Genomic DNA, 14,215 nt, shown 5'->3' on the forward strand with positions numbered 1-14,215 from the left:
TTTTTGTTTAACCCCCCCCGGGGGGGGGGCCCCCCGCACCCCCCGGGCCCCCCCCAACGGCGTTGCCGATCGGCTGGGGAGAGGTCAGCCGAGCGGAATCCCGTTGATCGGCAGGCCGTGCGTGGGCAGGCCGTGGAGCGGCAGTCCACCGAGGAGGCCGGCGACGGGCTTGGCCGGGCCGTCGGCGAGGACCTGCTGGACGGCGGGCTGGACGGCGGTCAGGCCGGCCCCCAGGGCGGTCTGCCCCTGCGCGAGGGCCCCACCGGCGCCCGGCAGGGCCTTGGCGACGTTCTCGACCGGCAGGGTCTTGGTGACGGTGCCCAGGGCCTGCGAGGCGTCCGGGACGGCCGGGGCCGCGTTGGCCGCGCCCGCGCCGGCGGCGGCGAAGGCGGCACCGAGGGCGGCGACACCGAGGGTCTTGGCAGCAGACTGCTTCATCGTTAATGCGTCCTTGGAATGCGGTGACGGGGATCGATAACGCGCTGAGCGGTCCTCGACCGTAAACATGCCGGGCCGCCCGCCGCAAACATCGAAATGCGGACGAACAGTGAAGGCCCGTCCGCATTCCGTTCCCCGCCCGGATACCCGATCAGCTCTCCGAATCGACAGAACCGCTGGTGGAGGCGGTCTGCCGGAACAGCCATTCGGATTTCAGCTCCGCATAACCGGGCTTGACGACGTCATTGATCATGGCAAGCCGTTCATCGAAAGGAATGAACGCTGATTTCATCGCATTGACGGAGAACCACTGCAGGTCGTCGAGCGTGTAACCGAACGCCTCGACGAGATGCTCGAATTCCCGGGTCATGCTGGTCCCGGACATCAGCCGGTTGTCGGTGTTCACGGTGGCCCGGAAGTGCAGCCGGCGCAGCAGCCCGATCGGGTGCCCGGCATAGGAGTCGGCCGCCCCGGTCTGCAGGTTGGAACTGGGGCACAGCTCCAGCGGGATCCGCTTGTCGCGGACGTACGACGCCAGCCGGCCGAGCTTGACCGTGCCGTCCTCGTGGACCTGGATGTCGTCGATGATCCGCACCCCGTGCCCGAGCCGGTCGGCACCGCACCACTGGAGCGCCTGCCAGATGGACGGCAGCCCGAAGGCCTCACCGGCGTGGATGGTGAAGTGGTTGTTCTCCCGCTTGAGGTACTCGAAGGCGTCGAGGTGCCGGGTGGGCGGGTAGCCCGCCTCGGCCCCGGCGATGTCGAAGCCCACCACCCCCAGGTCCCGGTAGCGGTTGGCGAGCTCGGCGATCTCCAGGGAGCGGGCCGCGTGCCGCATGGCGGTGAGCAGGGCGCCGACCCGGATCCGCCGGCCGTTCTCCCGGGCCAGGGCCTCGCCCTGGCGGAAGCCCTCGTTGACGGCCTCGACGATCTCTTCGAGGGAGAGCCCCTGCTCCAGGTGCTGCTCGGGGGCGTACCGCACCTCGGCGTAGACGACGCCGTCCTCGGCGAGGTCCTCGGCGCACTCGCGGGCGACCCGGACGAGGGCGTCCCGGGTCTGCATGACACCGACGGTGTGCGAGAACGTCTCCAGGTACCGCTCCAGCGAACCGGAGTCGGCGGCCTCCCGGAACCAGATGCCGAGCTTGTCCGGGTCGGTCTCGGGAAGGCCGGCGTACCCGGTCTCCCGGGCGAGGTCGGCGACGGTGCCCGGACGCAGGCCGCCGTCGAGGTGGTCGTGCAGCAGAACCTTCGGCGCCCGGCGGATCTGGTCCGGCGTCGGGGTGTTCGCGGTGCTCTGGCTCGTCATTTCCGCACTGTAACTCCTACGCGCGTAGATCGCCCGGTACTCGGAGATTCCCGTTTTCGTCGATACGCAATGGTGACCGCACGGACGGGTCGCGTACACCGCCTCTTCTGACACTGTTCTGTCATGGCACAGCAAGCGACGCCGACCCGAACGGCAAGCCTGAGCAGGCCAGTCGGCCAGGAACCGACGACGGCGACCGGGGCGGTCCTGCTCCTCCCCGGCGGGGAGGAGGTCTCCGCGCGCAAGCCGTCCCCCGTATGGGCGACGGCCTTCGTCCGCGCGCTCGGCCGCCGGCTCGCCCGGGACGGCCGGGACGAGGGGCTGGCCGCGCACGTCGTCCACTACCGCTATCGCGGCTGGAACGGCAACGAGGCGCATCTCGCGGGGGACGCCGGCTGGGCGGCGGACGAGGTGGTACGACGGTACGGCGATGTGCCGGTGTGCCTGCTCGGCGTGGGGATGGGCGGGCGGGCCGCGCTGCACGCGGGCGGCCACGAGGCCGTCAACTCCGTCGTCTCCATCGCCCCCTGGCTGCCCGAGACGGACGTGGCGGCGCCCGAGGAACCGGTTCGGCAGCTGGTGGGGCGGCGGGTGCTGATCGTGCACGGCACGAACGACGAACGGACCGACCCGGAGCTGTCGTTCCGGCTGGCGGCGCGGGCGAAGAAGGCGAACCGGGAGGTGTGCCGGTTCGAGGTGCACTCGGACGGCCACGGGTTGCATCAGCACCGGGACGAAGTCCTCGCTCTCGCTTCGGACTTCGTCATGGGGGCGCTGTACGGGCATGCGGTGTCGCGGCCGGTGGAGGACGCGTTGGCTGCGCCGCCGCCGATCGGGTTGCGGATGCCGTTGGCTGCGGGGTTCGGGCGGTCGCTTCGTAAGGGCTGAGGTCCGGTTTCGGGGTGCGGGTCGTGGGTGGTTTTGCGCAGTTCCCCGCGCCCCTAGGGAAGGAGACTCCCCCGCCTTGAAAGCAGAAACCTTTTGAAGGCGGCCACCGGGGGTGTGTCCGGGTGGCCCTCCAGCCATGCCACGCCGATTTCTCTCGCCGCTCTCGGGGCCGTGACCGTCAGTTCCACGACTCCCGGGCGGGGAAACGCGGGCGGGGGGAGCAGCGCCACCCCCAGCCCGGCCGCCACCAGGCCCCGCAAGGTCTCCGCCTCCTCTCCCTCGAAGGCGATCCTCGGCCTGAAACCCGCCTCCTTGCAGAGGTCGTCGGTGATGCGGCGCAGACCGTAGCCCGGTTCCAGGGTCACGAAGGTCTCGTCGGCCGCCTCGGCGAGGCGGATGCGCTTGCGGGACGCCAGTGGGTGGTCCGCGGGCACCACCAGGCGCAGCTTCTGTTCGTCGAGGCGGCGGGCGGCCAGGTCCGGGGCGTCCGGCACCGGGGAGGTCAGACACAGGTCCAGCTCGCCCGCCCGCAGCTTCTCGATCATCGCCTCGCCGTAGTTCTGGACGAGGCTGAAGCGGATGCGCGGGTGGTCGATCCGGAACGCCTGGAGCAGGCCGGGGACCGTCTCCGCGCCCATGGTGTGCAGGAACCCGAAGGCGACCTTGCCCGTGGTGGGGTCGGCGTCGGCGCGTACCTCGTCGGCGGCGCGCTGCACCTCGCCGAGGGCGCGCTCGACCGAGGTGAGGAAGGTGCGGCCGGCAGGGGTGAGGGAGACGGTGCGGCCGTGCCGGGTGAAGAGGTCGACGCCCAGGTCCTGTTCCAGGCGGACCAGCGCGCGGGAGAGGGTGGACTGGGGGACGCCGAGCTCCTGGGCGGCCCTGGTGACGTGCTCCGTACGGGCCACGCCGGCGAAGTACGCGAGGCGGGGCGCGAGCAACATCGTCATGTCTTCTGTGTCACTGTCCGGTGACAGGCGCTCCGCTGACCTCTGCTGATGCTCCATGGGAACGATTATGGCGATTCCATGCATTGGACGGATCAGCGTGGGGGTCCGTACGTTCGAGGCATGTCTCCCGCCAGTACCGGGGCGTCCACCACCGTGGACGCCGTCCCGTCCCTCCCCGCCTCCGACTCCCGCCTGACCCCGGGCGGTCCCGGCTACCGCCGGATGAGCTTCGCGCTCTTCCTCGCCGGTGTCGCGACCTTCGCCCTCCTCTACTCCACGCAGGCCCTGCTCCCGCTGATCTCGGACGGCTACGGCGTGTCCGCGAGCGACGCGAGCTGGACGGTGGCGGCGGCGACCGGCGGTCTGGCGTTGTTCGTCATCCCGATGAGCGCGCTCTCCGAGCGCTTCGGGCGTCGTACGGTCATGACGGCCTCGCTGGCGGTGGCGGTGACCGTCGGACTGCTGGTCCCCTTCGCGCCCTCCCTGGGCGTGCTGATCGTGCTCCGTGGCGTCCAGGGCGCGGCGCTGGCCGGCCTGCCGGCGTCGGCGACCGCGTATCTGGCGGAGGAGGTCCGCCCGAAGGCGCTGGTCACGGCCATCGGCCTGTTCGTCGCGGGCAACAGCGTCGGCGGGATGAGCGGCCGGGTCATCACCGGCTGGGTCGCGCAGGAGTGGGGCTGGCAGGTCGCCGTGGGCGTGATCGGTGTGATCGCGGTCGGCTGCGCGGTCGCCTTCCGGCTGCTCCTGCCCGCCCCGCAGCACTTCAAGGCGGGTTCGCTGCACCCGCGCCGGCTGCTCGGCACGGTCCGCGACCACCTGGCCGACCCGCTGCTGCGCCGCCTGTACGCGATCGGCGCGCTGTTCATGACCGTCTTCGGCGGCGTCTACACGGTGATCGGCTACCGCCTGACCGAGGAGCCCTTCTCGCTCCCCCAGGGCATCATCGGCTCGATCTTCCTGGTGTACCTGGTCGGCACGGTGTCGGCGTCGACGGCGGGCCGCCTGGTCGGCCGCCTGGGCCGCCGGGGCGCCCTCTACCTGGCCGGCGGCACGACGGCCACCGGCCTCCTGCTCTCCCTGGCCGACTCGCTCCCCCTGGTCCTGCTGGGCCTCGTCCTGATCACCGCGGGCTTCTTCGCTGGCCACGCGGTGGCCTCCTCGGCGGTCAGCAGGACAGCCACCCACGGCAGGGCCCAGGCGTCGGCCCTCTACCAGTCCGCCTACTACATCGGCTCCAGCGCGGGCAGCACGGTGGGCGCGATGGCGTTCCACGCCGGGGGCTGGGCGGGCACGGTGAGCGTGGGCCTGCTGGCGATCGCGGGTGTGGTGGCCATCACCCTCCTGGGCACGGTGGCGGCCCGCCGGCACGTGATGGCCAACGCCCACTGATTCAGCGCCCCCGCTGGAGCGCCCCGAAAGGGGCGCGGGGAACTGCGCGACAAGCGACGACGGCGCCGCCCACGGACCGGACCCTCCGAGCTCGTGGGCGTACCCCATCCCACCTGCACGTTTCCCCACTCCGGGGGCCATTGTCAGTCCCCTGCGGTAGCTTCCGAAGTGCTGGAGCGCAATGGCGCGCGGACAGGAACGGCCACAGGGGTGGGTGGACGGACGATGAGTGACAGCACGGCGACGGCGGAGCTGGACGTCGCACTGGACAAGTACCGGACCGAGTTGACCGGGTACTGCTACCGCATGCTCGGCTCGTCCTTCGAGGCCGAGGACGCGGTGCAGGACACGCTGGTGCGGGCCTGGCGGAGCTACGAGAAGTTCGAGGGCCGCTCCAGTCTGCGGTCGTGGCTGTACCGGATCGCGACCAACGTGTGCCTGGACATGCTCAGCGCGGGCAACAAGCGGGCCCGGCCGATGGACCTGAGCGAGTCGACCCCGCTCGCCCAGGCGGCGCTCTCCCCCCGGTCCGACAACACCTGGCTCGAGCCGGTGCCGGACGCACGCGTGCTGCCGACCGTGGACGACCCGGCGGAGGCGGCCGTGGCCAAGGAGTCCATCCGGCTCGCCTTCATGGCCGCGCTCCAGCAGCTGCCGCCCAAGCAGCGGGTGGTGCTGATCCTGCGCGAGGTTCTGGCCTGGAAGGCGACCGAGGTCGCCGAGCTGCTCGGCACCACCGTCGCGTCGGTCAACAGCGCGTTGCAGCGGGCCCGGGCCACCCTGGCCGAGCAGCGGCAGTCGGGCGCCGGCGCCGAGGTCTCCGACCCGCTCGACGAGGAGCAGCAGAAGCTCCTGGAGCGCTATGTCGCCGCCTTCGAGGGCTACGACATGACGGCGCTGACGGCACTCCTCCACGAGGACGCCATCATGACGATGCCGCCGTTCGACCTGTGGCTCACCGGCCACGACGACATCACCGGCTTCATGACCACCATCGGCTCCGCCTGCGAGGGCTCGCGGCTGTTCCCGGTCCAGGTCAACGGCCTGCCCGGGTTCGCCCAGTACAAGCCCGACCCGGACATCGGCGGCTGGAGCCCCTGGTCCGTCCAGGTCCTGGAGATCTCAGACGGCCGGCTGACCGGGTTCCACTTCTTCCTCGACACCAAGCGCTGGTTCCCGCTCTTCGATCTCCCCCTCCACCTGGAGGCGAAGGCCGACGAGACGGAGGAGGGAGCGTAGGGCGGGGTCGGGGTCGCGGAGCCGTATCCGCCCTCCGGCCCTCCGGGCCGCCAGCTCCAGCCGGGCCAGCAGGTCGACGGCCGCCAGGCCCGGCGGTCCGGGACCGAGTCCGCCCACATCGCAGACGACCGCTCCGGCACCGGTGACCGCCAGCAGCTCACGCACGTCGTCGCACAGCCCCGGCACCTCGTCCCTGGTGACGGGGCCCGACAGCACGATCACGGCGGGGGTCGCGGCATCCACGAGGCGGTAGACCCCCGACGGGTTCACAACTCATCGGTAGGGGCCGGCCACAGGGGTGCGGGCCGTCGGGGTGCGGATCTCCGCACGGTCGCGCAGATCACAAGCACCACAACGTTGACCTGCACCTGACCGACCCAGAGGGTTGGCTGCATGCCCCACGGATCAGCAGCGCCCGGTACGCCCTACGGTCTCCTCCCCCGCAAGGGGGTCCCGTGCAGGGGGTGCTGAGCGGCTTCGCGGTCATCGCGATCGTCATCGCCGTCGGCTACGTCCTGGGCCGCGGCGGCCATCTGGGAGCGAACGGCCGCGAGGTCCTCACCAAGCTCGCCTTCCACGTCGCCTCCCCCGCCCTGCTCTTCACCACCCTCGCCAGGGCCGACCTGGCGGTGATCTTCTCCAGCCGCCTGCTGGTGACGGCCCTGAGCACGGCAGCGGCGGCAGGCACGTTCGTGGCGGTGGGTGTCATACGGCACTGGGGCGTCGGCCGCACCACCATCGGCGCGCTGTGCTCCAGCTACGTCAACTCGGGCAACCTCGGCATCCCGATCGCGGTGTACGTGCTGGGCGACGCGTCCCTGGTGGCCCCGGTGCTGCTCTTCCAGGTGGTGGTCCTCACCCCGGTCGCCCTGACGATCCTCGACCTGGCCGGCACGGGCGAGAAGGGCCCCTGGTGGCGCCGCCTGCTCACACCGCTCCGCAACCCGATAGCCGTCGGCTCCCTCACCGGCGTCGCGGTCTCGGGGCTCGGTATCCATGTGCCCGGCCCGGTGATGGACCCCCTCACCCTGATCGGCAACATGTCCGTCCCGGCCGTGCTCCTCGCCTTCGGCATCTCCCTGCGCGGCAGCACCCCGCCGGGCCGCGGCCGCGACCGCCACCCGGTGTTCCTGTCCGTCGCCCTGAAGTCGGTGGGCCAGCCGCTCGCCGCCTGGGCCCTGGCCTCGGCCGTCTTCGACCTGCACGGGGCACCCCTGCTCGACGTCACGGTGACCTCGGCGCTCCCGGCCGCCCAGAACCTCTACACCTACGCCAGCACCTACGGCGTCGGCGAGGAACTGGCCCGCGACTCGATCCTGCTGTCGACGGTGCTGGCGGTGCCGGTGCTGGTGGTCGTGGCGGCGCTGCTGGGGTGACGTGACGGTCAGTCGACGGGGAACTCGCCGGTGTCGATGGTGAGGTCGAACGGCGCGGGCAGCTTGATGGGGTCACCGAACTTGACAGAGCTGAGCACCTGGTAGACATCGCCCTTCGGCTCGCCGTAGAGCGTTGCGGTGGGTCCGCCGGGGGCCCAGCGGTCGATCAACAGGTAGAGCGGGATGCCTGCGGTGGCGTAGGCGGCGGGCTTGCTGACGCGGTCGTGCCGGGCGTTGGACTTTGAGGTGACCTCAACGACGAGTTCGGCGAGGGCGGCGGGGATGTGGGAGTCCGCCTCCGGCTGCTCCGGTACGGGCGTCACCAGCAGGTCCGGGATGAGCATCCCCAAGCGCGACGGCACAGAGATCGCCAGCGTCTGAAAGATCTCCCAGTCCTCCGGGATCACTGAGTAGAGGCGGCGCTGGACGCGGACCGCGATGACGTTGTGGCGGAAGGCCGGAGCAGGTGACACGGTGATGATCCCCTCGATGATCTCCACCTTGCTGCCCTCGGGCCATTCCATCTCCTCCCAGTACCGGACGAGTTCGTCCCAGCTCTGCTCGGGGTCGTGGCCCACGGTGAGTGCGCTCATGGCGGTCTCCTATCGGTGCGTCACCGATCCCAGCATGCCGAACGGGACCGGCGCAGGTCCACCGATCCCGTTCACCCGATCGAGCAATCCCCTGGTCAGGCGATACGTTCCAGCACGACGGGCGACGCCGTGAAGGCCGTACCCGCCGCCGCGATGTCGTACGACCCCTCGACCGCCTGGAGCGCGTACTCGAAGCGCTCCGGCGTGTCCGTGTGCAGGGTGAGGAGGGGCTGGCCCGCCGTGACGGTGTCGCCCGGCTTGGCGTGCAGCTCGACGCCCGCGCCCGCCTGCACCGGGTCCTCCTTGCGGGCACGCCCCGCGCCCAGGCGCCAGGCGGCGACACCGATGCCGTAGGCGTCGAGGCGGGTCAGGACACCGGACGACGGAGCCTTGATCACGTGCTGTTCCTTCGCCACCGGGAGGACCGCGTCCGGGTCGCCGCCCTGGGCCGCGATCATCCGGCGCCAGACGTCCATCGCCGAGCCGTCGGCCAGGGCCTTCGCCGGGTCGGCATCGCGAACGCCGGCCGCGTCGAGCATCTCGCGGGCCAGGGCGATCGTCAGCTCCACGACGTCCGCGGGGCCGCCGCCGGCGAGGACCTCCACCGATTCGCGGACCTCCAGGGCGTTGCCCGCCGTCAGACCCAGCGGCGTCGACATGTCCGTCAGCAGCGCGACCGTCTTCACGCCGTGGTCGGTGCCGAGGCCCACCATGGTCGAGGCCAGTTCGCGGGCATCGGCCAGCGTCTTCATGAAGGCGCCCGTGCCGACCTTCACGTCCAGGACCAGGGAGCCGGTGCCCTCGGCGATCTTCTTCGACATGATCGAGGAGGCGATCAGGGGGATCGCCTCGACCGTGCCGGTGACGTCGCGGAGTGCGTAGAGCTTCTTGTCGGCGGGGGCCAGGCCGTCGCCCGCCGCGCAGATCACCGCGCCGGTGGTGTCCAGCACCGACAGCATCTCCTCGTTGGAGAGCAGGGCGCGCCAGCCGGGGATCGACTCCAGCTTGTCCAGGGTGCCGCCGGTGTGGCCGAGGCCGCGGCCGGAGAGCTGGGGGACGGCCGCGCCGCAGGCGGCGACGAGGGGGGCCAGAGGCAGGGTGATCTTGTCGCCTACGCCGCCCGTGGAGTGCTTGTCGGCGGTCGGGCGGGACAGGGAGGAGAAGTCCATGCGCTCACCGGACGCGATCATCGCCGCGGTCCAGCGGGCGATCTCGCGACGGTTCATGCCGTTGAGCAGGATGGCCATCGCGAGCGACGACATCTGTTCGTCGGCGACCTCGCCGCGCGTGTACGCGTCGATGACCCAGTCGATCTGCTGGTCGCTGAGTTCACCGCGGTCCCGCTTGGTGCGGATGACGGAGATGGCGTCCATGGTGGCCATGGCGTTCCCTTCGGAGAAGTGCGATGCGTACGGCCCCTCCGAACGCGGAGGGGCCGTACGGGAGTTACTTGGTGAGATGGGCCGGGCCGAAGGCCTGGGGCAGCATCTCGGAGAGGGGCAGGACGCCCTCCGGGGTGTCCAGGAGGAGGTCCGGGCCGCCGAACTCGTAGAGCAGCTGGCGGCACCGGCCGCACGGGACGAGCAGCCCGCCCGTGCCGTCCACGCAGGTGAAGTGCGTGAGGCGGCCGCCGCCCGTGCGCTGGAGCTCGGAGACCAGTCCGCACTCGGCGCACAGGCCGAGGCCGTACGACGCGTTCTCCACGTTGCAGCCGGAGACCGTGCGGCCGTCGTCGACCCGGGCCGCGACCCCGACCGGGAAGCCGGAGTAGGGCGCGTACGCGTGGGACATGGCCTCGCGGGCCTCCGCGCGCAGGGTCTCCCAGTCGACGCCGGCGGCCGCGTCGGTCACTTGCCCTGTCCCTTCCGGTACGGCAGGCCGTCCGCCTTCGGCATCCGCAGCGACTGCGCGGACAGCGAGAGGACGAGGAGGGTGACGATGTACGGGGTCGCGGTCACGAGCTGGCGCGGGACCTCGTTGGTGGTGGCGTACCAGATGAACATCAGGACCGAGATGACGATCGTGATGACGGCCGGGACGTACTTCTTGCGCCAGGCCAGGTAGGCGGCGCCGAACACCAGCAGGATCGCGAGCAGCAGGATCAGCGCGTGGACGTTCACCGTGCCGCCGCGCAGGTTGAGGCTGTCGGTGTAGCCGAACAGGCCCGCGCCGAGGGCGAGGCCGCCCGGCATCCAGTTGCCGAAGATCATCGCGGCGAGACCGATGTAACCGCGGCCGGCCGTCTGGCCGTCCAGGTACACGTTGGAGGCGACGATGGAGAGGAAGGCGCCGCCCAGGCCCGCGAAGCCACCGCTGATGAGCACCGCGATGTACTTGTACTTGTAGACGTTGACGCCGAGGGACTCGGCCGCGACCGGGTTCTCACCGCAGGAGCGCAGGCGGAGGCCGAAGGCGGTGCGCCACAGGACCCACCAGGTGATCGGGACGAGGGCGACGGCGACGACCGTCAGCGGGGACAGGTCGGTCAGCAGACCGCCGACCAGGCCCGCGATGTCCGAGATCAGGAACCAGTGCTTCTCGTTGAGCGTGTTCAGCCAGTCGGAAAGGCCGGGGACGCTGAAGGTGCCGAGTGAGTCGATCGGCGGGGACTGCTTGGAGGAGCCGCCCTCGGCGTTCTCGAAGGTGAACTTCGAGAGGTAGCGGGTGGCGCCCAGGGCGAGGATGTTCAGGGCCACACCGGAGACGATGTGGTTGACGTTGAAGGTGACGGTGGCGACGGCGTGCAGCAGGGCGCCGAGTGCGCCGCCGAGGATGCCGAAGACCACACCGACCCAGGGGCCCCACTGGTAGCCGGCCCAGGCGCCGAACCAGGTGCCGAGGATCATCATGCCTTCGAGGCCGATGTTGACGACGCCCGCGCGCTCGGCCCACAGACCGCCGAGACCGGCGAGGCCGATCGGGACGGCGAGGCGCAGCGCGGTGGACATCTGGCCGGTCGAGGTGATGCCGTCGGCGCCGGTGATCAGGCGCACGGCCGAGGTCAGGATCAGTACGCCCGCGATGACCAGCAGGAGTACCGGGAGCGACATTCGGCGGCCGCCCTTGCCGGGCTGCTTCGCCTGCGGCTTGGCGATGGTCGCGGTGGACATCAGGCCGCCACCTCCTTCTTGGTGTTCTTGGCGGCGGCCGCGGCGAGCTCCGCGCCGACCTGGCGCTGCTGGCGGCGCAGACCCCACTGCCGTACGGCTTCGTAGGAGATGACGACGGAGAAGACGATCAGGCCCTGCATGATCGTGGCGATCTCCTTCTCGTACGCCACCGGGGTCGCGTAGTCGAGGGCGGGCGAGGCCTTGTCGAGGAAGGCCCACAGCAGGGCGGCGAAGGCGATGCCGCCGGGGTTGTTGCGGCCGAGCAGGGCGATGCCGATGGCGGTGAAGCCGAGGCCGGCCGGGAAGTCGAGGCTGTAGGTGTGGGAGTCGCCGAGCAGCAGCGGGAGGCCCGCGAGGCCGGAGACGGCGCCGGAGATCAGCATGGAGACCAGGACCATGCGCTTGGCGTCGACGCCGGAGGCGGCCGCGGCGGACTCGGAGGCGCCGGTGGCGCGCAGGTCGAAGCCGAAGCGGGTGCGGTTGAGGACGACCCAGTAGCCGATGCCGAGGGCGATGGCGACGAAGACCATGCCGTAGATCTCGCCGACGTCGGAGCCCAGGTTGATGCCGGGGAACCAGCCGGACTTCTTCATCACGCCGGTCGTCATGTTGTTGCCGACCTGGACGCCCCACACGTTGGAGAGCGTGATGTAGCCGATGACGCTGGTGGCGATGGCGTTCAGCATGATCGTGGCGACGACCTCGCTGACGCCCCGGGTGACCTTGAGGACGCCCGCGATACCGGCCCAGAAGGCGCCGGTGAGCATGGCGACCAGGAGCAGCATCGGGATCTGCAGGAAGGCGGGCAGGCCCACGTTGGCGCCGACCACGGCCGTCATCACGGCGGCGAGGCGGTACTGGCCGTCGACGCCGATGTTGAACAGGTTCATCCGGAAGCCGAGGGCGACCGCGATGGCCGCGATGTAGTACATCGCCGCCTGGTTGATGATCAGGACCTGGATGTCCGAGTACGGCAGCTGCTGGAGCATCAGCACGTACGGCTCGAACGGGTTGCGGTTCGAGGCCAGCAGGACGATCGAGGTCAGGGCGACCGCCAGGACGAGCGCGATGACCGGGCCGGCCACCGCGAGGAGCACCCGCTCCTTGTCGAACTTCTTCATCGGGCCTCGTCCTCCGGACCAGCGGCGCCTTCGTGTTCTTCTGGGGCGGTGTCTACGTGTTCCAGGTGGCCGGACGCGGCACCCGTCATGGCGGAGCCCAGCTCCTCCGGGGTGATGGTGGCCGGGTCGGCGTCCGCGACCAGCTTTCCGTCGTAGATCACGCGCAGGGTGTCCGACAGGCCGATCAGCTCGTCCAGGTCGGCGGAGATCAGCAGCACGGCCAGGCCCTCGCGGCGGGCCTCCCGGATGCGGTCCCAGATCTGCGCCTGGGCGCCGACGTCCACACCGCGGGTGGGGTGGGCGGCGATCAGGAACTTGGGGCTGTGGCTCATCTCGCGGCCGACGATCAGCTTCTGCTGGTTGCCGCCGGAGAGGGAGGCGGCGGTGACGTCGATGCCGGGGGTGCGGACGTCGAACTCCTCGACGATCCGGCGGGTGTCGGCCTGAGCGCCCTTGATGTCCAGCCAGAAGCCCTTCGCGTTGGGCTTCTCGGTGACGTGGCCGAGGATGCGGTTCTCCCAGAGCGGGGACTCCAGGAGCAGGCCCTGGCGGTGCCGGTCCTCGGGGATGTAGCCGACGCCGGACTCGCGGCGCTTGCGGGTCTGCCAGCCGGTGATGTCCTCGCCGAGGAACTCGATCGCGCCGGAGTCGGCGTGCTTGGTGCCGATGAGCGCGTCGATCAGCTCGGTCTGGCCGTTGCCCTCGACGCCCGCGATGCCCATGACCTCGCCGGCGTGGATGGTGAAGGAGACGTCGTCGAGGACGCGCTTGGCGGCGCCGGGGGTGGTGGCCTCGGTGAGCACGTCGGCACCCGGCGCGGCACCGGACGAGCCGACCGTGGCGGTCTCGGGCTGCGCGCCGAGCTCGCCGAGGGAGGCGATGCCGCCGCCGGCGTAGACGGTGAGGTTCTTGACGGTGACGACGGCCTTGTCGGTGACCGTGGACTCGGCGGTCTCCGGGGTGGGCAGCTCGCTGCCGACCATCAGCTCGGCGAGCTGGCGGGGGGTGGTCTCGGAGGGGATCGCGGTCCCGACCGTCGTACCACGGCGGATGACGGTGATGTCGTCGGCGACGGACAGCACCTCGCCGAGCTTGTGGGAGATGAAGATGACCGAGAGGCCCTCGGACTTCAGCTCGCGCAGGTTGTCGAAGAGCGCGTCGACCTCCTGCGGGACGAGGACGGCGGTGGGCTCGTCGAGGATCAGGGTCTTGGCGCCGCGGAAGAGGACCTTGAGGATCTCCACGCGCTGCCGGTCGGCGACGCCGAGGTCCTCGACCAGAACGTCCGGGCGGATGCCGAGGCCGTAGCGGTCGGAGAGCTCGCGGATCTTCTTCCGCGCGTTGCCGCCGATGCCGTACAGCTTCTCGCTGCCGAGCACGACGTTCTCGAGGACCGTCAGGTTGTCCGCCAGCATGAAGTGCTGGTGGACCATGCCGATGCCGCGCGCGATGGCGTCGGCGGGGGACGAGAAGGAGACCTGCTCGCCGTCGATCGCGATGGTGCCCTCGTCCGGCTTCTGCATGCCGTAGAGGATCTTCATCAGGGTCGACTTGCCGGCACCGTTCTCGCCGACCAGGGCATGCACGGTGCCCTTGCGGACGGACAGGTGGATGTCGTGGTTGGCTACGACACCCGGGAATCGCTTGGTGATCCCCGCCAGCTCGACCGCGGCTGTCGTCTCTGCGGTGAGCGGAGGGCTGCTGGACGCGTCGATGGCGCACTCTCCTAGAGAAAGGGGTCGCTCTACGCGCGTAGCGCCCCTGCTTTAAATAGTGCCCGGACCTGACCGAGCTTTTTCGACTCT

14 protein-coding genes are annotated in these 14,215 nt (G+C 70.6%); 4 read left to right on the top strand and 10 right to left on the bottom strand.

From position 1 onward, the window contains the following. Positions 1 to 84 precede the first annotated feature (84 nt). Together ACFWPS_RS10020 and ACFWPS_RS10025 are read right to left on the bottom strand one after the other, a co-directional pair. On the bottom strand, positions 85 to 438 hold the full coding sequence (locus tag ACFWPS_RS10020; RefSeq protein WP_383703002.1) for an ATP-binding protein: 354 nt from the start codon (positions 436 to 438) through the stop codon (positions 85 to 87). A 151-nt stretch (positions 439 to 589) separates the two neighbouring features. Then, a complete protein-coding gene (locus tag ACFWPS_RS10025; protein WP_383703004.1) occupies positions 590 to 1,747 on the bottom strand; it encodes an adenosine deaminase in 1,158 nt (385 codons plus the stop codon). 123 nt (positions 1,748 to 1,870) lie between these two features. On the opposite strand from ACFWPS_RS10025, the gene ACFWPS_RS10030 reads away from it, so the two are divergent. After that, entirely contained in the window at positions 1,871 to 2,635 is a 765-nt protein-coding gene (locus ACFWPS_RS10030) for an alpha/beta hydrolase (protein ID WP_383703006.1), read from the top strand. Between the two features lie 53 nt (positions 2,636 to 2,688). On the opposite strand, the gene ACFWPS_RS10035 is transcribed toward ACFWPS_RS10030, so the two are convergent. Further along, on the bottom strand, positions 2,689 to 3,639 hold the full coding sequence (locus ACFWPS_RS10035; protein WP_383703008.1) for a LysR family transcriptional regulator: 951 nt from the start codon (positions 3,637 to 3,639) through the stop codon (positions 2,689 to 2,691). 63 nt (positions 3,640 to 3,702) lie between these two features. Here ACFWPS_RS10035 and ACFWPS_RS10040 point away from each other — a divergent pair, with 63 nt between their 5' ends. After that, positions 3,703 to 4,971 (top strand): MFS transporter, encoded by a 1,269-nt coding sequence (locus tag ACFWPS_RS10040; protein WP_383703009.1) that lies wholly within the window; start codon positions 3,703 to 3,705, stop codon positions 4,969 to 4,971. A 225-nt stretch (positions 4,972 to 5,196) separates the two neighbouring features. After that, positions 5,197 to 6,210 (top strand): sigma-70 family RNA polymerase sigma factor, encoded by a 1,014-nt coding sequence (locus ACFWPS_RS10045; protein WP_383703011.1) that lies wholly within the window; start codon positions 5,197 to 5,199, stop codon positions 6,208 to 6,210. Here the strand turns inward: ACFWPS_RS10045 and ACFWPS_RS10050 are convergent. Further along, positions 6,094 to 6,480: an STAS domain-containing protein gene (locus ACFWPS_RS10050; protein WP_383703013.1), complete on the bottom strand. Its 387-nt coding sequence runs from the start codon at positions 6,478 to 6,480 to the stop codon at positions 6,094 to 6,096. The two genes, ACFWPS_RS10045 and ACFWPS_RS10050, sit on opposite strands and share 117 nt — an antisense overlap. A gap of 185 nt (positions 6,481 to 6,665) precedes the next feature. Between ACFWPS_RS10050 and ACFWPS_RS10055 the strand changes: the two genes are divergently transcribed. Then, positions 6,666 to 7,586, top strand: coding sequence for an AEC family transporter (locus tag ACFWPS_RS10055; RefSeq protein ID WP_383703015.1), 921 nt, complete (start codon positions 6,666 to 6,668; stop codon positions 7,584 to 7,586). A gap of 8 nt (positions 7,587 to 7,594) precedes the next feature. Here the strand turns inward: ACFWPS_RS10055 and ACFWPS_RS10060 are convergent, their stop codons facing one another. The 6 genes from ACFWPS_RS10060 to ACFWPS_RS10085 form a co-directional block, all read right to left on the bottom strand. Next, complete coding sequence (locus tag ACFWPS_RS10060; RefSeq protein WP_383703017.1) at positions 7,595 to 8,179, bottom strand: Uma2 family endonuclease; 585 nt, start codon at positions 8,177 to 8,179, stop codon at positions 7,595 to 7,597. A 95-nt stretch (positions 8,180 to 8,274) separates the two neighbouring features. Continuing rightward, the gene (locus ACFWPS_RS10065; RefSeq protein ID WP_383703333.1) at positions 8,275 to 9,552 is read right to left on the bottom strand and encodes a thymidine phosphorylase; all 1,278 of its coding nucleotides are present in this window, start codon (positions 9,550 to 9,552) and stop codon (positions 8,275 to 8,277) included. Between the two features lie 73 nt (positions 9,553 to 9,625). After that, a complete protein-coding gene (locus ACFWPS_RS10070) occupies positions 9,626 to 10,030 on the bottom strand; it encodes a cytidine deaminase (RefSeq protein ID WP_383703019.1) in 405 nt (134 codons plus the stop codon). Beyond that, a complete protein-coding gene (locus ACFWPS_RS10075; RefSeq protein ID WP_383703021.1) occupies positions 10,027 to 11,289 on the bottom strand; it encodes an ABC transporter permease in 1,263 nt (420 codons plus the stop codon). The genes ACFWPS_RS10070 and ACFWPS_RS10075 overlap by 4 nt, the downstream gene beginning before the upstream one ends. Next, the gene (locus ACFWPS_RS10080) at positions 11,289 to 12,410 is read right to left on the bottom strand and encodes an ABC transporter permease (RefSeq protein WP_383703024.1); all 1,122 of its coding nucleotides are present in this window, start codon (positions 12,408 to 12,410) and stop codon (positions 11,289 to 11,291) included. The genes ACFWPS_RS10075 and ACFWPS_RS10080 overlap by 1 nt, the downstream gene beginning before the upstream one ends. After that, positions 12,407 to 14,125 (bottom strand): ABC transporter ATP-binding protein, encoded by a 1,719-nt coding sequence (locus tag ACFWPS_RS10085; protein ID WP_383703335.1) that lies wholly within the window; start codon positions 14,123 to 14,125, stop codon positions 12,407 to 12,409. Before ACFWPS_RS10085 ends, ACFWPS_RS10080 begins: the two co-directional genes overlap by 4 nt. Positions 14,126 to 14,215: the final 90 nt, after the last annotated feature.

The organism is Streptomyces sp. NPDC058457, from assembly GCF_042720695.1.
Taxonomy (GTDB): Bacteria; Actinomycetota; Actinomycetes; order Streptomycetales; family Streptomycetaceae; genus Streptomyces.